Genomic DNA, 17,465 nt, shown 5'->3' on the forward strand with positions numbered 1-17,465 from the left:
CGCACCGGTGCCCGCACCCGCCAAACCCGCACCGGTGCCCGCACCCGCCAAACCCGCACCGGCGCCCGCACCCGCCAAACCCGCACCGGCGCCCGCACCCGCCAAACCCGCACCCGCCAAACCCGCACCGGCGCCCGCACCCGCCAACCCCGCACCGGTGCCCGCACCCGCCAAACCCGCACCGGTGCCCGCACCCGCCAAACCCGCACCGGTGCCCGCACCCGCCAAACCCGCACCCGCCAAACCCGCACCGGCGCCCGCACCCGCCAAACCCGCACCGGCGCCCGCACCCGCCACACCCGCACCCGCCGGACCCGCACCCGCCAAACCCGCACCGGCGGATCGCGGGGCCGAGGAGGTCGCCCCGGTCAGGCCTGCGCCCGCTCGACCTGCGCCGGGGACGACCTGACGACCGACGGCGCCTGCGCTGTCCACGCTCGGGCGACGGAACCGTGACCGGGGGCGGCCACCGTCCGCGCTCCGGGTGGACGGCACGCGTACAGTCGAGGGAGTTCCACGTCGAAGTCGCGGTCGCCGCGGCACGGGGAGCGGTTCTGGATCGTGCCCGCTCCTGGTGACGGTGCTCCTCGAGCCGGTGGTCCCTGTTCGCCGACGTCGGCGCACCGGGTCACCCGGGTCGTCGACGGTCGGGTGGTGAGGTACGGCGCGTGCGTCGGCGGGATCACCCGCCGACGAGGAGGACGACCACCACCGAGTGAGGACACCTGACGATGAAGCTCCACAGCAGTGCGCACGGGGACGAACGGATCGTCGTGGTCGAGGGAGCCGTGGGTACCCCCGAGGTGGCCGAGTTGCGGGCCGGTTTGTTGGAGGCGGTGACGGGCGACGGAGGCCACGACGTCCTCCTGGACGTGCACGGGGTCCCGTCGTTCGCGGACGAGGCGCTGACGGCGTTGACGGCCGCCAGGTCGCAGGGGAAGTCCCTGCGTCGCCGTGTCGTGGTCCTCGACGACCAGGACGGCGCGACGTCGAGGAGCTTGCGGCGCAGCGGTCAGATCTTCCGCTTCCCGGTCCACCCGGACGCGGTCAGCGCCCGGGCCGCCCTGGCTGCCGACCGGGCGTCGGTGGCGGGTACCAACCCCGTGCGGCCCCCGGGCGACCGGGGTGCGGAACCCGTTCGAGCGCGGCCCGGACGGGCGGGTGAACCCCGGTGAGGCTCCTGTGCGCCGAGCACCTCCTGACCGGTGACGCCGAGGTCGAGGCGGCAACCGTCTGGAACGGGCGTGCGGTGTGCCGCGAGTGCCTGACCAGTCTCAGCGACAGGTCCACGACCGAGGGGTGGGACGTCGAGGAATCCCGCGACCGCGAAGAACGGCGCGCTGTGGACGACTTGCGTCGCTCCCCCCGGACGAACCGGTGAGCACCGGGCCGGCGACCGTCCCGCAGCCCGGCCGGGGCGGTGGTGTTCTGGTGCCCGACGTGGTGTGATGATCGCGCTCAGGGGTACATCGAGAGCCGTCGGTGCGTGCTTGGACGTCAGACCGGCGTGCAGATCGATGGCCGCGCACCGGTGCCGGTACCGCCACGGAAGGCCCCTCGTGTCCTCTCCACCCGTTTCCAGCCGGCCGCTACCGCCGGGAGCCGCCCCGGTCGTCGGGCCGGGTGGGTGGCACCGAGAACTCGTTCCCGTCGCCGTCTCCGCCGTCGGTCCCGCCGGGGAGGACGACGAGCCGGCTGCGAGGGTGCTCACCCCCGGGGCGAGCGGGGACCCGGTCAAGGACTACCTGCGGCTCATCGCGAAGGTCGCCCTCCTCGACGCCGAGCAGGAGGTCGAGCTCGCCCAGCGCATCGAGGCCGGTCTGTTCGCCGAGGAGAAGCTGCGCTCCGGCGGCGAGATCGACCCGGTCTTCAAGCGCGAGCTGTGGTGGATCAGCGAGGACGGCCGACGCGCCAAGAACCACCTGCTCGAGGCCAACCTGCGCCTGGTCGTGTCCCTGGCCAAGCGCTACACCGGCCGCGGCATGCTCTTCCTGGACCTCATCCAGGAGGGCAACCTCGGTCTGATCCGCGCGGTCGAGAAGTTCGACTACGCACGGGGTTACAAGTTCTCGACGTACGCGACGTGGTGGATCCGTCAGGCCATCACCCGCGCCATGGCCGACCAGGCCCGCACCATCCGCCTCCCGGTGCACGTGGTCGAGGTCATCAACAAGCTCGCCCGCGTCCAGCGGCAGGTGCTGCAGGACCTGGGCCGCGAGGCCACCGCGCAGGAGCTCGCCGAGGCGCTCGACATGACCCCGGAGAAGGTCGCCGAGGTCCAGAAGCAAGCCCGCGAGACGATCTCGCTCCACACGCCCCTGGGTCAGGAGGGCACCGCGGAACTGGGTGACCTCATCGAGGACTCCGAGGCGGTCGTCCCGGCCGACGCCGTCAGCTTCACGCTCCTGCAGGAGCAGCTGCACTCGGTCCTGGACACCCTGTCCGAGCGCGAGGCCGGTGTGGTCTCGATGCGCTTCGGTCTGGGGGACGGGCGGCCACGGACGCTCGACGAGATCGGCAAGGTCTACGGGGTGACGCGTGAGCGCATCCGGCAGATCGAGTCCAAGACGATGTCGAAGCTGCGCCACCCGTCGCGTTCCAACGTCTTGCGCGACTACCTCGAGTGATCCAGCGCGGCCCCGGCGGCCGTCGCGCCGACCGCGCCCGGGGGCGGCTCCTACTGCGCCGGTGTCCCGGCGGGAGCGCTGGGCGCGGCGCTCGCGGTGGCGCTGGGCTTCGGCGCCGACGGGTCCGGCCCGCAGACGACCCGGTTGTCGGAGTTGTAGACGGTCGTCCACGTCTCGCGCTGCTCCGGACCGCCCGCCACGGGCGTCATGACGCGGGTGACGTCGACGGTGAACCCCGTGTGCGGCGTGGAGTTCGGCGTGCAGCGGGCCGAGGTGTCGTAGACGGTCCGGCCGGTCTTCACGTTGCGCCGCGGTGAGGTGATCGACTCGACGTCCATGAACTTCGTCCCGTACATGGACACGACGACCTGGTTGCCGACGACACCGGCCTGGATGTAGACGCCGTGCCCGGAGTCGTTCTTGAACCGGTTGTCGATGCTGCGCCAGTCCAGGGTCGCCTCGCGGCCCTCGGGGTAGCGCGAGATGTACAGCGAGTGCGGCTTGTGCTCGATCTCGTCGAGGCCGGCGAAGAACACGTTGTTGAACAGGGTCGTGGACAGCTGCGAGACCCCGCCGCCGTAGTCGTCGACGAGCTTGCCGCCGGAGATGACGGGCGCCTTGTTGAACCCGCGCTCGGGGGTGCGCTCGCCGACGGTGTCGTTGAGGGAGAACTCCTCGCCCGGCTTCAGGATCGTGCCGTCCACGTACCGGGCGGCGATCCGGATGTTCTCGGTGCGCTTGGCGTCGGCGGTGAGCTTGGTGGAGAAGGTCGAGATCCGCTCGACGATGCCGAGCGACTGCAGCTCCTCGGTGCTGAGCGCGGGCTGCGACTGGGTGAGGGCCACCTCGGCCCGCCGCGTGGGGCTCGTCCCCGTGAGCGCCGCCGTGACGGCGGCCGCGAGGTCGGCCGGGGGCGCGGCCCGGCCGGCGACGGCGGGCACCACCTGCGGGCGGTCGCCGACGATCTCGATCCGCGCGTCCTGCGGCGGGGTCTCGAACTGCGGGTCGGCGGCGGTGACGGCGGCCTGCAACCTCTCGCCGTCGGCGACGAGCGCGGCCTTGCCGTCGACCGGGCGCACGGCCAGCGCGGGCGCGAACGCGGCGGGGGCGAGCGTGGCCTGGCGCCCCCCGCCGGCCACGACGAGGTCCCCCGCGACGGCGGGCCGGGCGATCGCGTCGACCGCGGCCCGGATCCCGGCGGCGTCGACCGCGGGCTGCACCGCGGTGACGGTCAGCGGGACGGCCCCGCCCGCCAGCCACCCGTCGGCGACCTTCCCGGCGGCGGCGTCGAGGTCCAGCGCCCGGCCCACCACGGGGTCGGTGACGGCGGGTTCGACGGTGCCGTCGGCGCGGACGTCGAACGTCACGGCCCCTTCGACGGGGGCGACGGCCACGGAGTCGGCGACGGGCTGCAGCGCGGCCCGCACGGCGTCGGTGTCGACGTCCACGACGGGCGCGACGGCGCTCCCGCCGGCCACGTGCCGCCACAGCTGGGCGGGCGTCCACGCCGGTCCGGCCAGCCGGTCGGCGGTGCGCTCGACGTCGACGGCCAGCCCCGCCCGGTCGGGGACGACCTCGGCGGTCGTGGCGGCCCCCGCCCCGCTCAGCGCGAGCGCCACCGGCTGCGCCTGCAGCTCCTGCGCCCGCTGCCCCAGGGTCCGTCCCAAGGCCGCGCGGTCCTGCCCGCCGACGTCCTGCCCGAGGACGGTGGTCCCCCGGGGGGCCTGGCCGCCGAGGGCGAGCGCCGCGGCGCAGTACCCGCCGGCGACCACGACGGCGCCGAGCCCGATCCAGGTCGCCGGCCGCCGAGCCCACGGCCGCCGCGGCCGTGCCCCGGCGGGCCGTGCCGTGTCCTGCTGCGCCGGACGGTCCGTGTTCGTCACCCGCTGGTCCCCCTGCTCGATCCCCCGTGACGGGCCCCGGTCCGGCCCGCGCGGCCCAGCCTAGGAGCCGGGTGTGCACCGGACGTGCTCTTCCCAGGGCCACCCGCCGGAGAACACCACTTCGATGCACAACGAATCGGATGCATTTCGTATCGAAGACGCGTACGCTGGTGCCGTGACCACGTCCGCGCCCACCCGGCGCCGCGCCGAGACCCGCGCCCGGCTCCTCGCCGCCGCCCTGGAGGTCCTCGGCGACCAGGGCCTGGCCCGCAGCAGCGTCGAGAGCGTCTGCGACAAGGCCGGCTACACCCGCGGCGCGTTCTACTCCAACTTCGCCACCATGGACGAGGTCGTCGCCGCCCTGCACGCGGCCCAGACCACCGAACTCGTCGACCGCGTCACCGAACGCCTCGCCGGCGGCCTGCCCGGCACCGACCTCGACCAGGTCGTCGCCCACGTCCTCGAGGTCCTGCCCGTCGACCGCCAGTGGCACGCCGTCCGCACCGAGTTCACCGCCCAGGCGCTGCGCAACCCCGAGGCCGCCCGCGCGCTCGCCGCCCAGCGGGCCCAGCTGCGCGAACGCCTGGCCCCCGTCCTCGTCGAGGCCCTGCACCGCCTGGGCCGGCGCCCCGCCGTCCCCGCCGACGAACTCGTCCGCGCCCTCGTCACCGCCCACGAGGGGCTCACCACCGCCCGGCTGCTCGGCGAACCCCCGGGCGTGGGCCGGCGCCTGCTGACCGCCGCCCTGGAAACCTTCACCGAGGAGGTCCCGACGTGACCGACACGCTCATCCGCGCCGAGGGGCTCGGGCTGCGCGCCGGCGGGCGCACCGTCTACTCCGACGTCGACCTCGACGTGCCCGCGGGCGGGACGCTCGTCGTGCGCGGACGCGCCGGATCGGGCAAGACGTCCCTGCTGCTCACCCTCGCCGGGCGCATGCGACCCAGCGCCGGGACGCTCACGGTCCTGGGGCAGACGCTGCCGCAGCGCGCAGCGGCGGTCCGGCGCCGGGTGGCGCTCGCCGAGGTGCGCGGCGTCAACGAGCTCGACGACGCCCTGACCGTCGAGCAGCACGTCGCCGAACGCCTCGTCCTGCACCAGCCCTGGCACCGCCCCTGGGCCGGCGGCCGGCAGGTCGCCGAGCAGCTCGAGCGCGTCGAGCAGTTCCTGGCCCTGACCGCCGAGGCCGGCGCCGACGTCCCCGCGCTGCGGCCCAAGGAGTTCGTCAGCGACGTCGACCCCCTCGAGCGCATGGTCCTCGGCGTGGTCCTCGCGCTCATCGGCAAGCCCGACGTGCTCGTCGTGGACGACGTCGACTCGTTGCGCCGCAGCGAGGACCGCCGCCGCGCCTGGGAGTCCCTGGCCGCCCTGCAGGAGACGACCCCGCTGACCGTGGTCGCGAGCTGCTCGGACGCCTCCGACGTCCGCTGGCACCCCGGCGACCACCGCATCCTCCTCGACCTCCCCGAACTGTGAGACAGGACACCCCGTGATCCCCCGTTTCTCCCTGCCCGGTCTCGAGCTCGCCCGGTTCCGGCGGGCCACGATCACCCGGCTCGCCCTCGTCGCGGTCGTCGTCGTCCCGCTCATCTACGGGGGCCTGTACCTGTGGTCGAACTCCGACCCGGTCAGCCGGTTGTCGAACCTGCAGGCCGCCGTCGTGAACTCCGACACGGCCGCGACCGTCACGGGCGTCGACGGTTCGCCGCGCACCGTGCAGGCCGGGCAGGACCTCGTCACCGAGCTCACCGGCCCGGACGCCGCCGCGGGGTTCAGCTGGCACGCCACGTCGGAGGCCCGGGCCGCGAAGGGCCTGGCGGACGGCGAGTACGCCGCGGTGCTGCGCATCCCGAAGGGTTTCTCGGCGGCCCTGGCCTCCACGGGCGGTGACGCCCCGCAGCAGGCGAAGCTCAGCGTCACCACGGACGACGCCGAGAACTACATCCTCGGCCAGGTCACGAACACCATCGCCACGACGATCCGCACGAAGGTCGCCGCGGGGGCCACGACGGACTACCTCGAGAACGTCTACGTCGCGTTCTCCAAGGTCCACGACTCCCTGGGGCAGGCCGCCGACGGGGCGGGCCAGCTCAAGGACGGCGCCACCCGGGCCGGCGAGGGCGCCGACTCCCTCGTCGTGGGGCTCGGCGACCTGGGCACGGGGGCCCAGCGGCTGGCCACCGGCACCGGGCAGCTGCGCACGGGTGCGGCGGACCTGGCCTCGGGGACCGCCCGGCTGGCCACCGGCGCCGACAGCGCCGCGGCCGGCGCGGGGCAGCTGTCCACGGGCCTGGGCCGGCTGCGCACGGCGACGAAGGACCTGCCCTCGCAGACGGCGCAGCTGTCCGACGGGGCCGCGCAGGTCGCCCACGGCGCCGGTCAGGTCTCGGCCGGAGCGGCCGCCGTGTCCGCCGCCGCCGACCGGCTGCTGCCCGCGGTGAGCGCGGCGCAGGACCTCGGCCCCCTCGTCGACCAGCTGCTGACCCAGACCCGGGCCCTGGCGGCGGCGAACCCCGGCGACGCGAACCTCGCCCAGGCCGTCACGACCCTGCAGGAGGCGCAGCAGGCGCTCGCCGACGGTTCCGCCGCCGGCGTCGCCACCCAGGTCCGCCAGCAGGTCGGCGCCCTCGCGACGGGCGCGCAGCAGCTGTCCGACGGCGCGAGCGCGGTCTCCGGCGGGGCGAAGCAGCTCGCCGACGCCGCCCCCGCGCTGCAGCAGGGCATCGCCTCGGCCGCCGACGGGGCCGCGACCCTGGCGACGGGCACGAGGACCCTGGCCACCGGCGCGCACTCCGCCGCCGACGGCGCCGCGGCGCTGTCGGCGGGGGCCGCGCGCGTCGACGACGGCGCCACGTCCCTGGCCACGGGCACGACGCGGGCGCAGACCGGCGCCTCGCAGCTGGCCGACGGGACGAAGCAGCTCGCCGACGGGGCGGGCACCCTGCAGACCCAGCTCGCCGACGGTTCGCAGCAGGTCCCCGACTACGGCGAGGAGGGCACCGCCCGCGCCGGCGTCGTCGCGTCGCCGGTGGCCGCCGACCGCGTCAAGGAGAACGCGGTGCCCCGCTACAGCGACGGGCTCGCGCCACTGTTCGTGCCGGTCGCGCTGTGGGTGGGCGGGATGGTCACTTACATGGTGCTGCGGGCGGTCTCGCAGCGGGCGCTGGCCTCCACGGCCTCCTCGTACCGCGCGGCGGTCGCCGGGTGGGTCCCCGGGGCCCTGCTCGGCGTCGCGCAGGCCGTGGTGCTGTGGCTCGTCCTGTTCCTGGCCGTCGGGATCGCGTCGCCGAACCCCGTCGCGACGGTGCTGTTCGCGGCCCTGGTCGCGGTGGTGTTCACCGCGATCCACCAGTGCCTCAACGCGCTGCTCGGCGGGGTGGGCCGGCTGGTCGCGCTCGTCCTGCTGGTCCTGCAGCTGACCTCGGCGGGCGGGACGTACCCGGTGGGCACGTCCCCGGACTTCTTCGGCGGGCTGCACCCGTTCCTGCCGATGTCCTACGCCGTCGACGGCCTGCGGCACCTCGTCACCGGCGCGCCCGCGGGCCCGGTCTGGACCGACGTGGCGGTGCTGCTGGGCTTCGGGGTCCTCGCGCTGGGGGTGACGGTGCTCGCCTGCCACCGCCGCCGCACCTGGACGGTCGCCGAGCTGCACCCCAGCCTGTCGCTGTAGCGTCCCGGCGCGTGCACTCCTACGAACCCCGCCAGGGCCACCGCCTCGCGCACGACCCGCTGAACGCGATCGTCGCGCCGCGGCCCATCGGGTGGGTCTCCACCACCGGGGCCGACGGGACGCCGAACCTGGCGCCCTACAGCTTCTTCAACCTCTTCAACTACCGCCCGCCGATCGTCGGGTTCTCCAGCATCGGCCGCAAGGACAGCGTCACCAACGCCGAGGCGAGCGGGGAGTTCGTCTGGAACCTGGCCTCGGTGGCGCTGGCCGAGCGGATGAACGCCACGTCGGCGGCCGTGGGGCCCGAGGTCGACGAGTTCGCCCTCGCCGGCCTGAGCGCGCAGCCCTCCACGCTCGTCGGGCCGCCGCGGGTCGGCGAGAGCCTCGTGGCCTTCGAGTGCCGGGTGACGGGCGTGCAGGAGCTCACCGACACCGCCGGGCGGGGCGTGGACGCCTGGCTCGTGCTGGGCGAGGTCGTCCTGGTGCACCTCGACGACAGCGTCCTCGTCGACGGCGTGTTCGACACGCTCGCCGCGGACCCGCTGCTGCGCGCCGGCGGCCCCTCGGACTACTTCACCCTCGCCCCCGAGCGCCGGCTGCGGATGGACCGTCCGGGCTGACCCTCGGCGGGGGGTCTCAAGCCGTCGCGTCGGCGTGCCGAGACACGCGAGCGTGATGCCCCCCGTCCTCGCCCTGCCGCAGCCGGAGCGCGCCGAGGCCGAGCGGGTCGCGGCGCTGCACTCCTACGGCGTGCTGGACGCCCCGGCCGACGGTGAGCTCGACGACGTGGTGCGCGCCGCGGCGCTGGTGGCGGGCGTCCCGCACGCCACGCTCAACCTCGTCGACGAGCACCGCCAGTGCCAGCTGACGACCGTGGGGTTCGAGGGTTCGGACTCCGCGCGCAGCGACTCGATGTGCGCGCTGCACTTCACCGACGGCGTGGTCGTCCACGTCCCCGACGCCCGCCTGGACGAGCGCTACCGCACGAACCCGTGGGTCGACGGCCGGCTCGGCACGGTCCGGCTGTACGCCTCGGCCCCGCTGCTGGACCCCGACGGTCACGCCCTGGGCAGCCTGTGCGTGTTCGACACCGGGCCCGGGGAGCTGTCCGCCGGGCAGCTGGAGGCCCTGGAGGGGCTCGCCCGGGTCGTCGTGGCCCTCTTCGAGCGCCGCCGCCAGGCCCGGGTGGCCGAGCAGCTCGCCGCCCGCGACGCCGAGCTGCGCCTCGTGCTGGACGCCACGAGCGACGCCTTCCTGGCCGTCGACACCGACCAGCGCATCACGTCCTGGAACGCCGCCGCCGAGCGGGTGTTCGGCTGGCCCGCGCAGGAGGCGGTCGGTCGCACCCTCGCGCAGACCATCGTGCCGTCGTCGTCCGCGGCCGCCCACACCACGGGCTTCACCCGGTTCACCGCCACCGGTGTCCGTCGCCTCACGGGCACGGTCGAGGTGCCGGCCGTGCACCGCGACGGGCACGAGCTGACCATCGAGCTGACCCTGACGCCCGTCGAGACCGGGGGGCAGCGACGGGTCTACGCGGCCGCGCGCGACGTCACCGACCGCCGGTGCCTGGAGCGCGAGCGCGCCGCGCTGGCCGGCATCGTCGCGGGCGCCCGCGACGCGATCGTCGCCGTGGACGACGCCGGGCGGGTCACGTCCTGGAACGCCGCGGCCGAGCGGCTGTACGGGCGCCCGGCCGCCGACGCGGTCGGGGCGCACGTGCACGGCCTGGCCCTGGCCGGGGAGCCGGACCAGCTCGACGGGTGGCTGGCGCGGGCGGTCGCCGGGCAGGTCGTGGACCCCGTCGACACGCCCGGCCGGCACGCCGACGGCACCGACCTGGACCTGTCGGTCGCGTTCTCCCCCGTGCTGGACGGGTCCGGCGCCGTGGTGGGCGCGTCCCTGACCGCGCGGGACGTCGCGGACCGCCGCGCGGCCGAGGCGGCGCTGCGCGCGGCCGAGGAGCGGTTCAGCCTCGCCTTCGACCAGGCCCCCACCGGGGTGCTGCTCACGACCCTCACCGGCGAGCACGCCGGCCGGTTCGCCGACACCAACCCGGCGGTGTGCGCGCTGCTCGGCTACTCGCGCGAGCAGCTGCTGGGCATGACGTTCGCCGACGTCACCCACCCCGACGACCTGGCCGTCTCCCAGGACCGGGTGCGGGCGCTGGTCAGCGGCGCGGTGCCCAGCGTGCACTTCGAGAAGCGGTACGTGCGCGCCGACGGGCGCGTCGTCTGGGTGGCGCTGGACGCCGCCGTCCTGCGCGACCCCGACGGAGCGGCCCGGTTCTCGGTGACGCACGTGGAGGACATCACCGGCAAGCGCGCGGACCGGATGCGGCTGGCGGCCTCCGAGCAGCGCTTCCGGCTCGCCTTCGACACCGCCCCGGTCGGGATGCTCATCGTCGGCCTGGACGAGCAGGACCCCGGCCGGATCCTGCAGGTGAACTCCACGCTGTGCCGGTTCACGGGCCTGGACCCGGCGGGACTCGTCGGGCGGGAGGTGCACGACCTGGTGCACCCCGAGGAGCGGGCCGACAGCCTGGTGGCGCTGGCCCCCTTCCTGCTGGGCGAGCACGACCACGGTCAGTTCGAGCAGCGGTACCGGCACGCCGACGGGACCACGCGGTGGGGGCTGCTGTCGGCCACCGTCATGACCGAGGGGACCCCGGCCGACGGCACGGCCGGGGGTGCGCCCGGCACAGCGGCCGGGCCCCGGCTGCTGTGCCTCATCGAGGACATCACCGCCCGCAAGGCCGCCGAGCAGGCCCTGCGCCACCAGGCGCTGCACGACGGGCTGACGGGCCTGCCGAACCGGACGCTGCTGCACGACCGGCTCGAGCACGCGCTGGCGGCGGCCGGTCGCAGCGGCACCGGGGTCGGCGTCCTCTTCTGCGACCTCGACGGGTTCAAGGCCGTCAACGACTCGGCCGGTCACGGCGCGGGCGACGACCTCCTGCGGCAGGTGGCCGTCCGCTTCGGCGCGTGCCTGCGCCCCGGGGACACCCTGGCCCGGCTCGGCGGCGACGAGTTCGCCGTGGTGTGCCCGGACGTGCCGGACGCCCAGGCGCTGGAGGTGGTCGCCCGGCGTCTGCTGGGCGCCCTGCACGCCCCGGTGACGGTGGAGGCGGGGACCTTCACCGTGGGGGTCAGCATCGGCACGCACCTGGCCCGGCCCGGTGGCGGCGGGGACGGGCTCAGCGAGGCCGAGCACGCCCTGGCCCGGGCCGACGGCGCCATGTACGAGGCCAAGCGGGCCGGCAAGAACCGGGTGCACCTGGTCGACGACAGCCTCGGCGAGGACGCGCGCAGCGGCCGGGCCGCGCGGCTGCTGCCGCAGCTGGCCACGGCGCTGAGCCGGGACGAGCTGGTCCTGCACGGGCAGCCCGTGCTGGACCTGGCGACCGGGCACCCCGTGGCGGTGGAGACGCTCGTGCGCTGGCAGCACCCCCAGCGCGGTCTGCTGTCCCCCGCCGAGTTCCTCGACGTCGCCGAGGAGAGCCCGCTCGTGCTGGCCCTGGGGCGGCGCGTCCTGGACGAGTCCTGCCGGCTGGCGGCCGCGTGGGGCGCCGCGCTCGGGCCGGCGGCCCCGGCCGTGCACGTCAACGTCTCCGGCCGGCAGCTGGAGTCGGGCAACCTCAGCGAGGACGTCCTGGCGGCGCTGGGACGGCACGGGCTGCCCGCCCACCGGCTGGTCCTGGAGCTGACCGAGACGACGATGCCGCGCGTCACGCACTCGCTGCGCGGCGACCTGCAGCGGTTGCGGGACCTCGGGGTGCGCATCGCCATCGACGACCTCGGGACGGGGTACTCCAGCCTGTCCCGGCTGACCGAGCTGCCCGTGGACGTCCTGAAGATCGACCTCGCCTTCGTCGCGGGGCTCGGCGTGGACCCCAGCTGCGACGCGGTGGTGCGGGCCGTCCTCGGCCTCGGCTCGGCGCTCGGGCTGTCGGTGGTCGCCGAGGGCGTCGAGACGGCCGGGCAGGCGGACCTGCTGCGCCGCTACGGCTGCGACACGGTGCAGGGCTACCTGTACAGCCGGCCGTTGCCGGAGCGGACGCTGCTCGACACCCTCGCGGGGGCGCCGTGGACGGCTGCGGGCGTCAGCGCCCCGCCGGCGGCGTGAGCTGCTTGGGCAGGCAGGCGTTGCCCCGCTCGTCGGCCGGGACCCGGGCGAACATGCTGTCGCACCAGGCCCGCACGTCGTCGGAGTCGGCGAAGGGGCCCGCGGCCAGGGTCGCCCAGTAGGGGTTGCCGCGGGCGTCGACGAGCCCGGTGCCGAAGTCGGTGCTGCGCAGCACGAAGACGTCACCGCCCGCGACGCCGGAGGCGATCTCGCGGCTCTGGGCGAGGATGTCGGCGGCGTAGAAGGTGCTGCTGCCGTTGGCGGCGGTCTGCACGGGGTCGGTCGTGCCGACGCTCTTGGCGGCCAGCTGCGCGACCCACTGCCCCCGCGGGGGGTGCGTGGCCAGGCCCCGCTCCCGCAGCCGTTCCAGCTCGCTCGTGGCCGCGGCGTCGGCGGCGGCGGTGCCGGCCGGGGGGTCCGCGGCCGCGGAGCCGACGGGGGTGACCGGGGGCGCCGCGGGGGTGCCGGACCCCGGGACGGCCTCGGGCCCCGGCGCCGCGGCGGGGCCGGTCAGGCTCCGGGCGGCGAGCAGCCCGAGCAGGGCCAGGAGCACGACGCTCAGCACGGCCGCGGTGACCTGCAGCCCCCGTGGCCGGCGGGGCGGGCGGGGTGACGGTACGACCTGCGGCGCGGCGGCGGGTGCGGTGTCCGTGGCGGCCGGTGCGGGACCCGCGCCGAACTCCTCCCACCACGGGGCACCCGCCACGACGACCTCCCGGCGCTCCGGGTGCGGCCTTCGCACCCCCGCGGCGCTCGAACCCTGCGACGTCGTGCGCGCCGGTCGGGTTCCGCGTGCTCGTCCCAGCATGCCTCCGGCCCGTGGTGGGCTGCGCGTCGAGGACCGGGCCGACGGTGCTGCTACCCGGCGAAGACCTGGGTCCAGTACGGGCCGATCGCGCCGGCCTGCTCGGCGATGCCGACGGCGACGAGCCGGCAGTCGAGGATGTTGCGGCGGTGCCCGGGGCTGGCGAGCCAGGCCCCGACGACCCCGTCCGCGTCGTAGCCGTAGGCGACGTTCTCGGCGGTGATCCACGGGCTCAGGCCCTCGGCGGCGAGCCGGGTGCGCGGGGTGCTGCCGTCGGTGCCGGTGTGGCTCATCACGCCGTGGACGGCCATGTCCTGCGTGTGGCGCAGGGCGGCGTCACCGAGGGCGGGGTCGAGCAGCAGCGGGGCGCAGCCGGCCTGGGCGCGGGCGGCGTTGGTGAGGTCCAGGACCCGCAGGGCGGCCGGGTCGGGAGCCGCGGGGACGACCTCCTCCGCGGAGGCGGAGGGGGCCAGGGCCAGCGAGCCGAGGGTCGTCGCGGCGGCGGCGAGGGCCAGCGCGACCCGCCGAGGGGTGCGCCGGGGGTGCGTCGTCATGCGCCGCACTCAACCAGTCCTGTGCGTGGCACAGGTGCGTCGTGTGAGATGAACCACACATCCTGTGCACAACTGGTCACTGAACGCTGTTGCTGCGATCGGGCTGAGACGCGACGGCCGCCAGGACGGTTCCCTCCCGCACCCCCCGGTGCACGACGACCCGTCCCTTGCCCGCCCGCTTGGCCTCGTACATCGCCGCGTCCGCGTCCCGCACCAGCTCGTCCACCGACGCCGGCCCCGAGCACCACCGCACCCCGATGCTCGCGCCCACCACCGCCTGGTGACCGCCGACGTCGAGGGGGTCGCGCAGGGCGGCCAGCACCCGGGTCCCGATCGCGACGAGGTCCGCCTCCGACGTCGGTCCCGAGCACACGACGGCGAACTCGTCGCCGCCGAGCCGGGCCACCGAGTCACCCGGGCGCACGCACCCCGTGAGCAACCGCGCCACCTGCACGAGCAGGTCGTCCCCGGCCTGGTGCCCGGCGGTGTCGTTGACGGCCTTGAACCCGTCGAGGTCGACGTACAGCAGCCCCGCGTGCCCGGCCCCGCGCGCGGCCGCCGCGACCGCGTGCTCCAGCCGGTCCAGGAACAACCGCCGGTTGGGCAGCCCCGTCAGCGGGTCGTGCAGCGCGGTGTGCCGCAGCTCGGCCTGCGCCGCACGGCGTTCGGTGACGTCCTCGACGAGGCAGAGCAGGCTCACCGCACCCCCGCGCGGGCGCACCAGCGAGGCCGTGAGCTGCGCCTGCACCCGCCGGCCGTCGGCCGTGCGCAGCACGACGTCGAGCTGCTGCTCGCGGGTGAAGCCGTACAGGACGTCGGCGAACGCGTCGTCGAAGGGTTCCTCACCCTCGACGAGCCCTGCGAACCCGGCGCCCAGCAGTTCCGGCTCCGGCCGGGCCGTGAACCGGCACAGCGCCCGGTTGACGCGCAGCAGGCGGCCCGCGTCGGCTCCCGCCGTGCCCAGGATGGCGATCCCGACCGGCGCCGTGTCCAGCGCGACCCGGAACAGCTCCTCGGAGTTCTCCAGCTCCGAGACGTCCGTGGCCATGCTGATCCAGCCGACGACCCGCCCGGCCTCGTCGTGCATGGGCGAGGTCGTCAGGCTCACCGGGACGGTGGAGCCGTCCGCGCGGACGTAGGTGGACCGCCCGGTCGTCGGTTCGTCGCCGCGCTCCGCCGGCGTCCGCGGGTCGAGCACCCGCGCGACGTCACCGCCGACGACCTCCTGCGCGCTCCAGCCGAGCATCCGCTCGGCCCCCTCGTTGAACAGGGTCACCGTGCCGCGGGTGTCGACGGCGATGATGGAGTGCTCGGTGGCGGCCCTCAGGACGTCGCTCATGAGGTCGTGGGCCCGCCGGACGCGGGCCGCCGCGGCCCGCACCTCCGAGACGTCGTGGAAGGCGGCGACCACGCCCCCGCTCCACACCGCGTCGTGCCCGTGAGGCAACGGGTGGGCGCTGACGTTGAGGTGCAGCCCCTCGGGGGTCCGCGGCGTGTGCAGGCGCAGGTCGAGGCCGTCGACGGACTCCCCGGCCAGGGCCCGCACGATCGGCAGCTCGGCGTCGGCGAACCGGGTCCCGTCGGGGTGGAAGAACCCGTACCGCTCGTCCCACTGCCGACGCTGGACCGGGACCTTCGTGCCCAGCAGCGTCTCGGCGGCCGGGTTGCGCAGCAGCGAGTCCCCGTGGCGGTCGAAGACGCAGACCGCGTCGGAGATCGAGCCGAAGACGGCCGTGAGCAGGTCGGCCTGCTCGGCGGCCGCCCGGGCGTTCTCGACGCTCTCGTCGCGGTACAGGGCCAGCACGAGCGTCACGAACGCCAGGGTCCCGACGAAGGCGTCGGCGCACAGGGCCTGGACGTCGGGGTCCAACCCCGCCCAGGGGCCGCGGTCCGCCCACGTCGAGACGACCACGACGACCGTGGCCAGCACGACGTTCACCGTGGCGGCCGTCGTCGTGCGGCGCAGCGCGACCCACACCGCGACGGGCAGCACGAGGAAGGCGATGGGAGCGTCGGGCAGGAGCCAGAAGACGAGCCCGTAGGCGACGACGAACGCAGCGGACACCGCGCACCGCTCCGGCCAGCGCGCCTCGCTGCCGGGGGCGCCGGGACGGCTCTCCGCGGCGCGCAGCACGATCGCCAGGACGACGAACGTCGACACCGCCGTGCGCAGCAGCCACTGCGCCGCCGACGGGGGCACCGGGACCCCGGGGGTGACGGCGAAGGCCAGCGCGGCCACGGGCGTGGAGGCGAGCGCTCCGCTCAGGGACGACAGGGCCAGCGAACGCAGGTGCGCGGGCCTAGCGAGGTGGAAGCCGTCCGGCTGCAGGCGGCGGTAGGTGAGCGCCCCGGTGAAGGCCTGGACGACGGCCGCGCAGGCCAGGACCGCCGACTCCGCGACGGGCATGTGCGTCAGGACCCGCAGCGCGACGGTGAGGGCGAGGACCACCGCGCCGTCGACGACGCGACCGCGCCGGCCGGGCGAGCCCGCGACCCACAGCAACCCGACGGCCGACGCCGGCCAGAAGATCGCGAGGTGCGCGCCGTCGGCCTGGGCGCTGCGGCCCACGAGGGTCGCCGCCGCGAACAGCGCGCAGAAGACCAGCCGGCGGCGCCAGGTCCCCCGCAGCAGGGCCGGTTCACGGGGGGCCTCGACGAGACGTCCCGGGACGGACGACACGGTGGGGCACCTCCGGCGATCGGGACCGTGGCGCGCCGGGGGTTGGACGCACCACGGTCTCCATCGACCGGACGGGCAGGAGCCTTGAGATCAGCCCTTGGAGCTGAAGGCGGCGTCGAAGGCGGCGGCCGGCGGCTGGAACAGCTCACCGAGGCCCCGCACGAACGCCAGCGCGTCGGGCGCGCCGCGCAGGCGGTCGATGCCGGCGTCCTCCCACTCCACGCTCGTCGGCCCCGCGTAACCGATGTTGTTCAGCTCGCGGAAGATCGCCTCCCACGGCACGTCGCCGTGGCCGACGGAGGTGAAGTCCCAGCCGCGGCGCGAGTCCGCCCACGGCAGGTGCGAGCCGAGGCGGCCGTTGCGGCCGTCGAGCTGCTTGCGGGAGTCCTTGCAGTGCACGTGGTAGATGCGGTCGGCGAAGTCGCGCAGGAACGGCACCGGGTCCAGGTCCTGCCACACGAAGTGCGACGGGTCGAAGTTCAGGCCGAACGCCTCGCGGTGGCCGATGGCCTCCAGCGTCCGCTTCGTCGTCCAGTAGTCGTAGGCGACCTCCGAGGGGTGCACCTCGAGGGCGAACTTCACCCCGACCTCGTCGAACACGTCGATGATCGGGTTCCAGCGGTCCGCGAAGTCCCGGTACCCGCGCTCGACCATCGCCTCGGGGGTGGGGGGGAACATCGCCACGGTGTGCCACACCGAGGACCCGGTGAACCCGGTGACGGTCTTCACGCCGAGGCGGGCCGCGGTGCGCGCGGTGTCCTTCACGTACTGCGCGGCGCGCTGGCGGACGCCCTCGGGGTCGCCGTCGCCCCACACGTCGACGGACACGATGTCCTGGTGGCGCTCGTCGATGAGGTCGCAGACGGCCTGCCCGGACAGGTGCGCCGAGATCGTCCAGACCTTCAGGCCGTACTTGTCGAGCGTCGCCTTCTTCTCGGCGATGTAGTCGTCGTCGGTGGCGCCGCGGGTGGAGTCGAGGTGGTCGCCCCACGTCGCGATCTCGAGGCCGTCGAAACCCCACTCGGAGGCGAGGCGGCAGACCTCCTCGAACGGCAGGTCGGCCCACTGGCCGGTGAACAGGGTGACGGGACGGGGGGTCTTCAGCGGTTCGGCCACGGTTC

General features: G+C 75.4%; 11 protein-coding genes and 2 pseudogenes. 8 read left to right on the forward strand and 5 right to left on the reverse strand.

Features of this window, described 5'->3' with window-relative positions:
* The 3 genes and pseudogenes from CLV37_RS28130 to CLV37_RS14095 form a co-directional block, all read left to right on the forward strand.
* Positions 1-409, forward strand: a pseudogene (locus tag CLV37_RS28130) (hypothetical protein); the annotation flags it as partial.
* A 322-nt stretch (positions 410-731) separates the two neighbouring features.
* Positions 732-1,175, forward strand: coding sequence for a hypothetical protein (locus CLV37_RS14085; RefSeq protein WP_106211444.1), 444 nt, complete (start codon positions 732-734; stop codon positions 1,173-1,175).
* Positions 1,176-1,679: 504 nt separating this feature from the next.
* Positions 1,680-2,627, forward strand: a pseudogene (locus CLV37_RS14095) (RNA polymerase sigma factor); the annotation flags it as partial.
* Between the two features lie 50 nt (positions 2,628-2,677).
* Here the strand turns inward: CLV37_RS14095 and CLV37_RS14100 are convergent.
* Complete coding sequence (locus CLV37_RS14100) at positions 2,678-4,510, reverse strand: VanW family protein (protein WP_106211448.1); 1,833 nt, start codon at positions 4,508-4,510, stop codon at positions 2,678-2,680.
* 175 nt (positions 4,511-4,685) lie between these two features.
* Between CLV37_RS14100 and CLV37_RS14105 the strand changes: the two genes are divergently transcribed.
* From CLV37_RS14105 to CLV37_RS14125, 5 genes are read left to right on the forward strand one after another with little or no spacing between them, the layout of a single operon-like run.
* Positions 4,686-5,288, forward strand: coding sequence for a TetR/AcrR family transcriptional regulator (locus tag CLV37_RS14105; RefSeq protein ID WP_170127266.1), 603 nt, complete (start codon positions 4,686-4,688; stop codon positions 5,286-5,288).
* The gene (locus CLV37_RS14110) at positions 5,285-5,986 is read left to right on the forward strand and encodes an ABC transporter ATP-binding protein (RefSeq protein WP_106211452.1); all 702 of its coding nucleotides are present in this window, start codon (positions 5,285-5,287) and stop codon (positions 5,984-5,986) included. Before CLV37_RS14105 ends, CLV37_RS14110 begins: the two co-directional genes overlap by 4 nt.
* A gap of 13 nt (positions 5,987-5,999) precedes the next feature.
* A complete protein-coding gene (locus tag CLV37_RS14115) occupies positions 6,000-8,180 on the forward strand; it encodes a YhgE/Pip family protein (RefSeq protein ID WP_106211454.1) in 2,181 nt (726 codons plus the stop codon).
* A gap of 11 nt (positions 8,181-8,191) precedes the next feature.
* Complete coding sequence (locus tag CLV37_RS14120) at positions 8,192-8,800, forward strand: flavin reductase family protein (protein WP_106211456.1); 609 nt, start codon at positions 8,192-8,194, stop codon at positions 8,798-8,800.
* A gap of 55 nt (positions 8,801-8,855) precedes the next feature.
* A complete protein-coding gene (locus tag CLV37_RS14125) occupies positions 8,856-12,305 on the forward strand; it encodes a bifunctional diguanylate cyclase/phosphodiesterase (protein WP_106211458.1) in 3,450 nt (1,149 codons plus the stop codon).
* On the opposite strand, the gene CLV37_RS14130 is transcribed toward CLV37_RS14125, so the two are convergent.
* The 4 genes from CLV37_RS14130 to CLV37_RS14145 form a co-directional block, all read right to left on the reverse strand.
* A complete protein-coding gene (locus CLV37_RS14130; RefSeq protein WP_106211460.1) occupies positions 12,283-13,011 on the reverse strand; it encodes a hypothetical protein in 729 nt (242 codons plus the stop codon). The two genes, CLV37_RS14125 and CLV37_RS14130, sit on opposite strands and share 23 nt — an antisense overlap.
* A gap of 152 nt (positions 13,012-13,163) precedes the next feature.
* Positions 13,164-13,664: a CAP domain-containing protein gene (locus CLV37_RS14135; protein ID WP_146149410.1), complete on the reverse strand. Its 501-nt coding sequence runs from the start codon at positions 13,662-13,664 to the stop codon at positions 13,164-13,166.
* 76 nt (positions 13,665-13,740) lie between these two features.
* A complete protein-coding gene (locus tag CLV37_RS14140) occupies positions 13,741-16,344 on the reverse strand; it encodes a diguanylate cyclase domain-containing protein (protein ID WP_106211465.1) in 2,604 nt (867 codons plus the stop codon).
* Between the two features lie 90 nt (positions 16,345-16,434).
* Positions 16,435-17,460 carry a sugar phosphate isomerase/epimerase family protein gene (locus CLV37_RS14145; RefSeq protein ID WP_245885411.1) on the reverse strand — a complete coding sequence of 342 codons (1,026 nt, stop codon included), beginning with the start codon at positions 17,458-17,460 and terminating at the stop codon, positions 16,435-16,437.
* Positions 17,461-17,465: the final 5 nt, after the last annotated feature.

The sequence above is a fragment of the Kineococcus rhizosphaerae genome (assembly GCF_003002055.1).
Classification (GTDB): domain Bacteria; phylum Actinomycetota; class Actinomycetes; order Actinomycetales; family Kineococcaceae; genus Kineococcus; species Kineococcus rhizosphaerae.

Bases quoted from the DNA above. Each gene is read 5' to 3' on its own strand.
- CLV37_RS14125 (WP_106211458.1), top strand. From the start codon at position 8,856: ATGCCCCCCGTCCTCGCCCTGCCGCAGCCGGAGCGCGCCGAGGCCGAG.
- CLV37_RS14135 (WP_146149410.1), bottom strand. From the start codon at position 13,664: ATGACGACGCACCCCCGGCGCACCCCTCGGCGGGTCGCGCTGGCCCTC.
- CLV37_RS14085 (WP_106211444.1), top strand. From the start codon at position 732: ATGAAGCTCCACAGCAGTGCGCACGGGGACGAACGGATCGTCGTGGTC.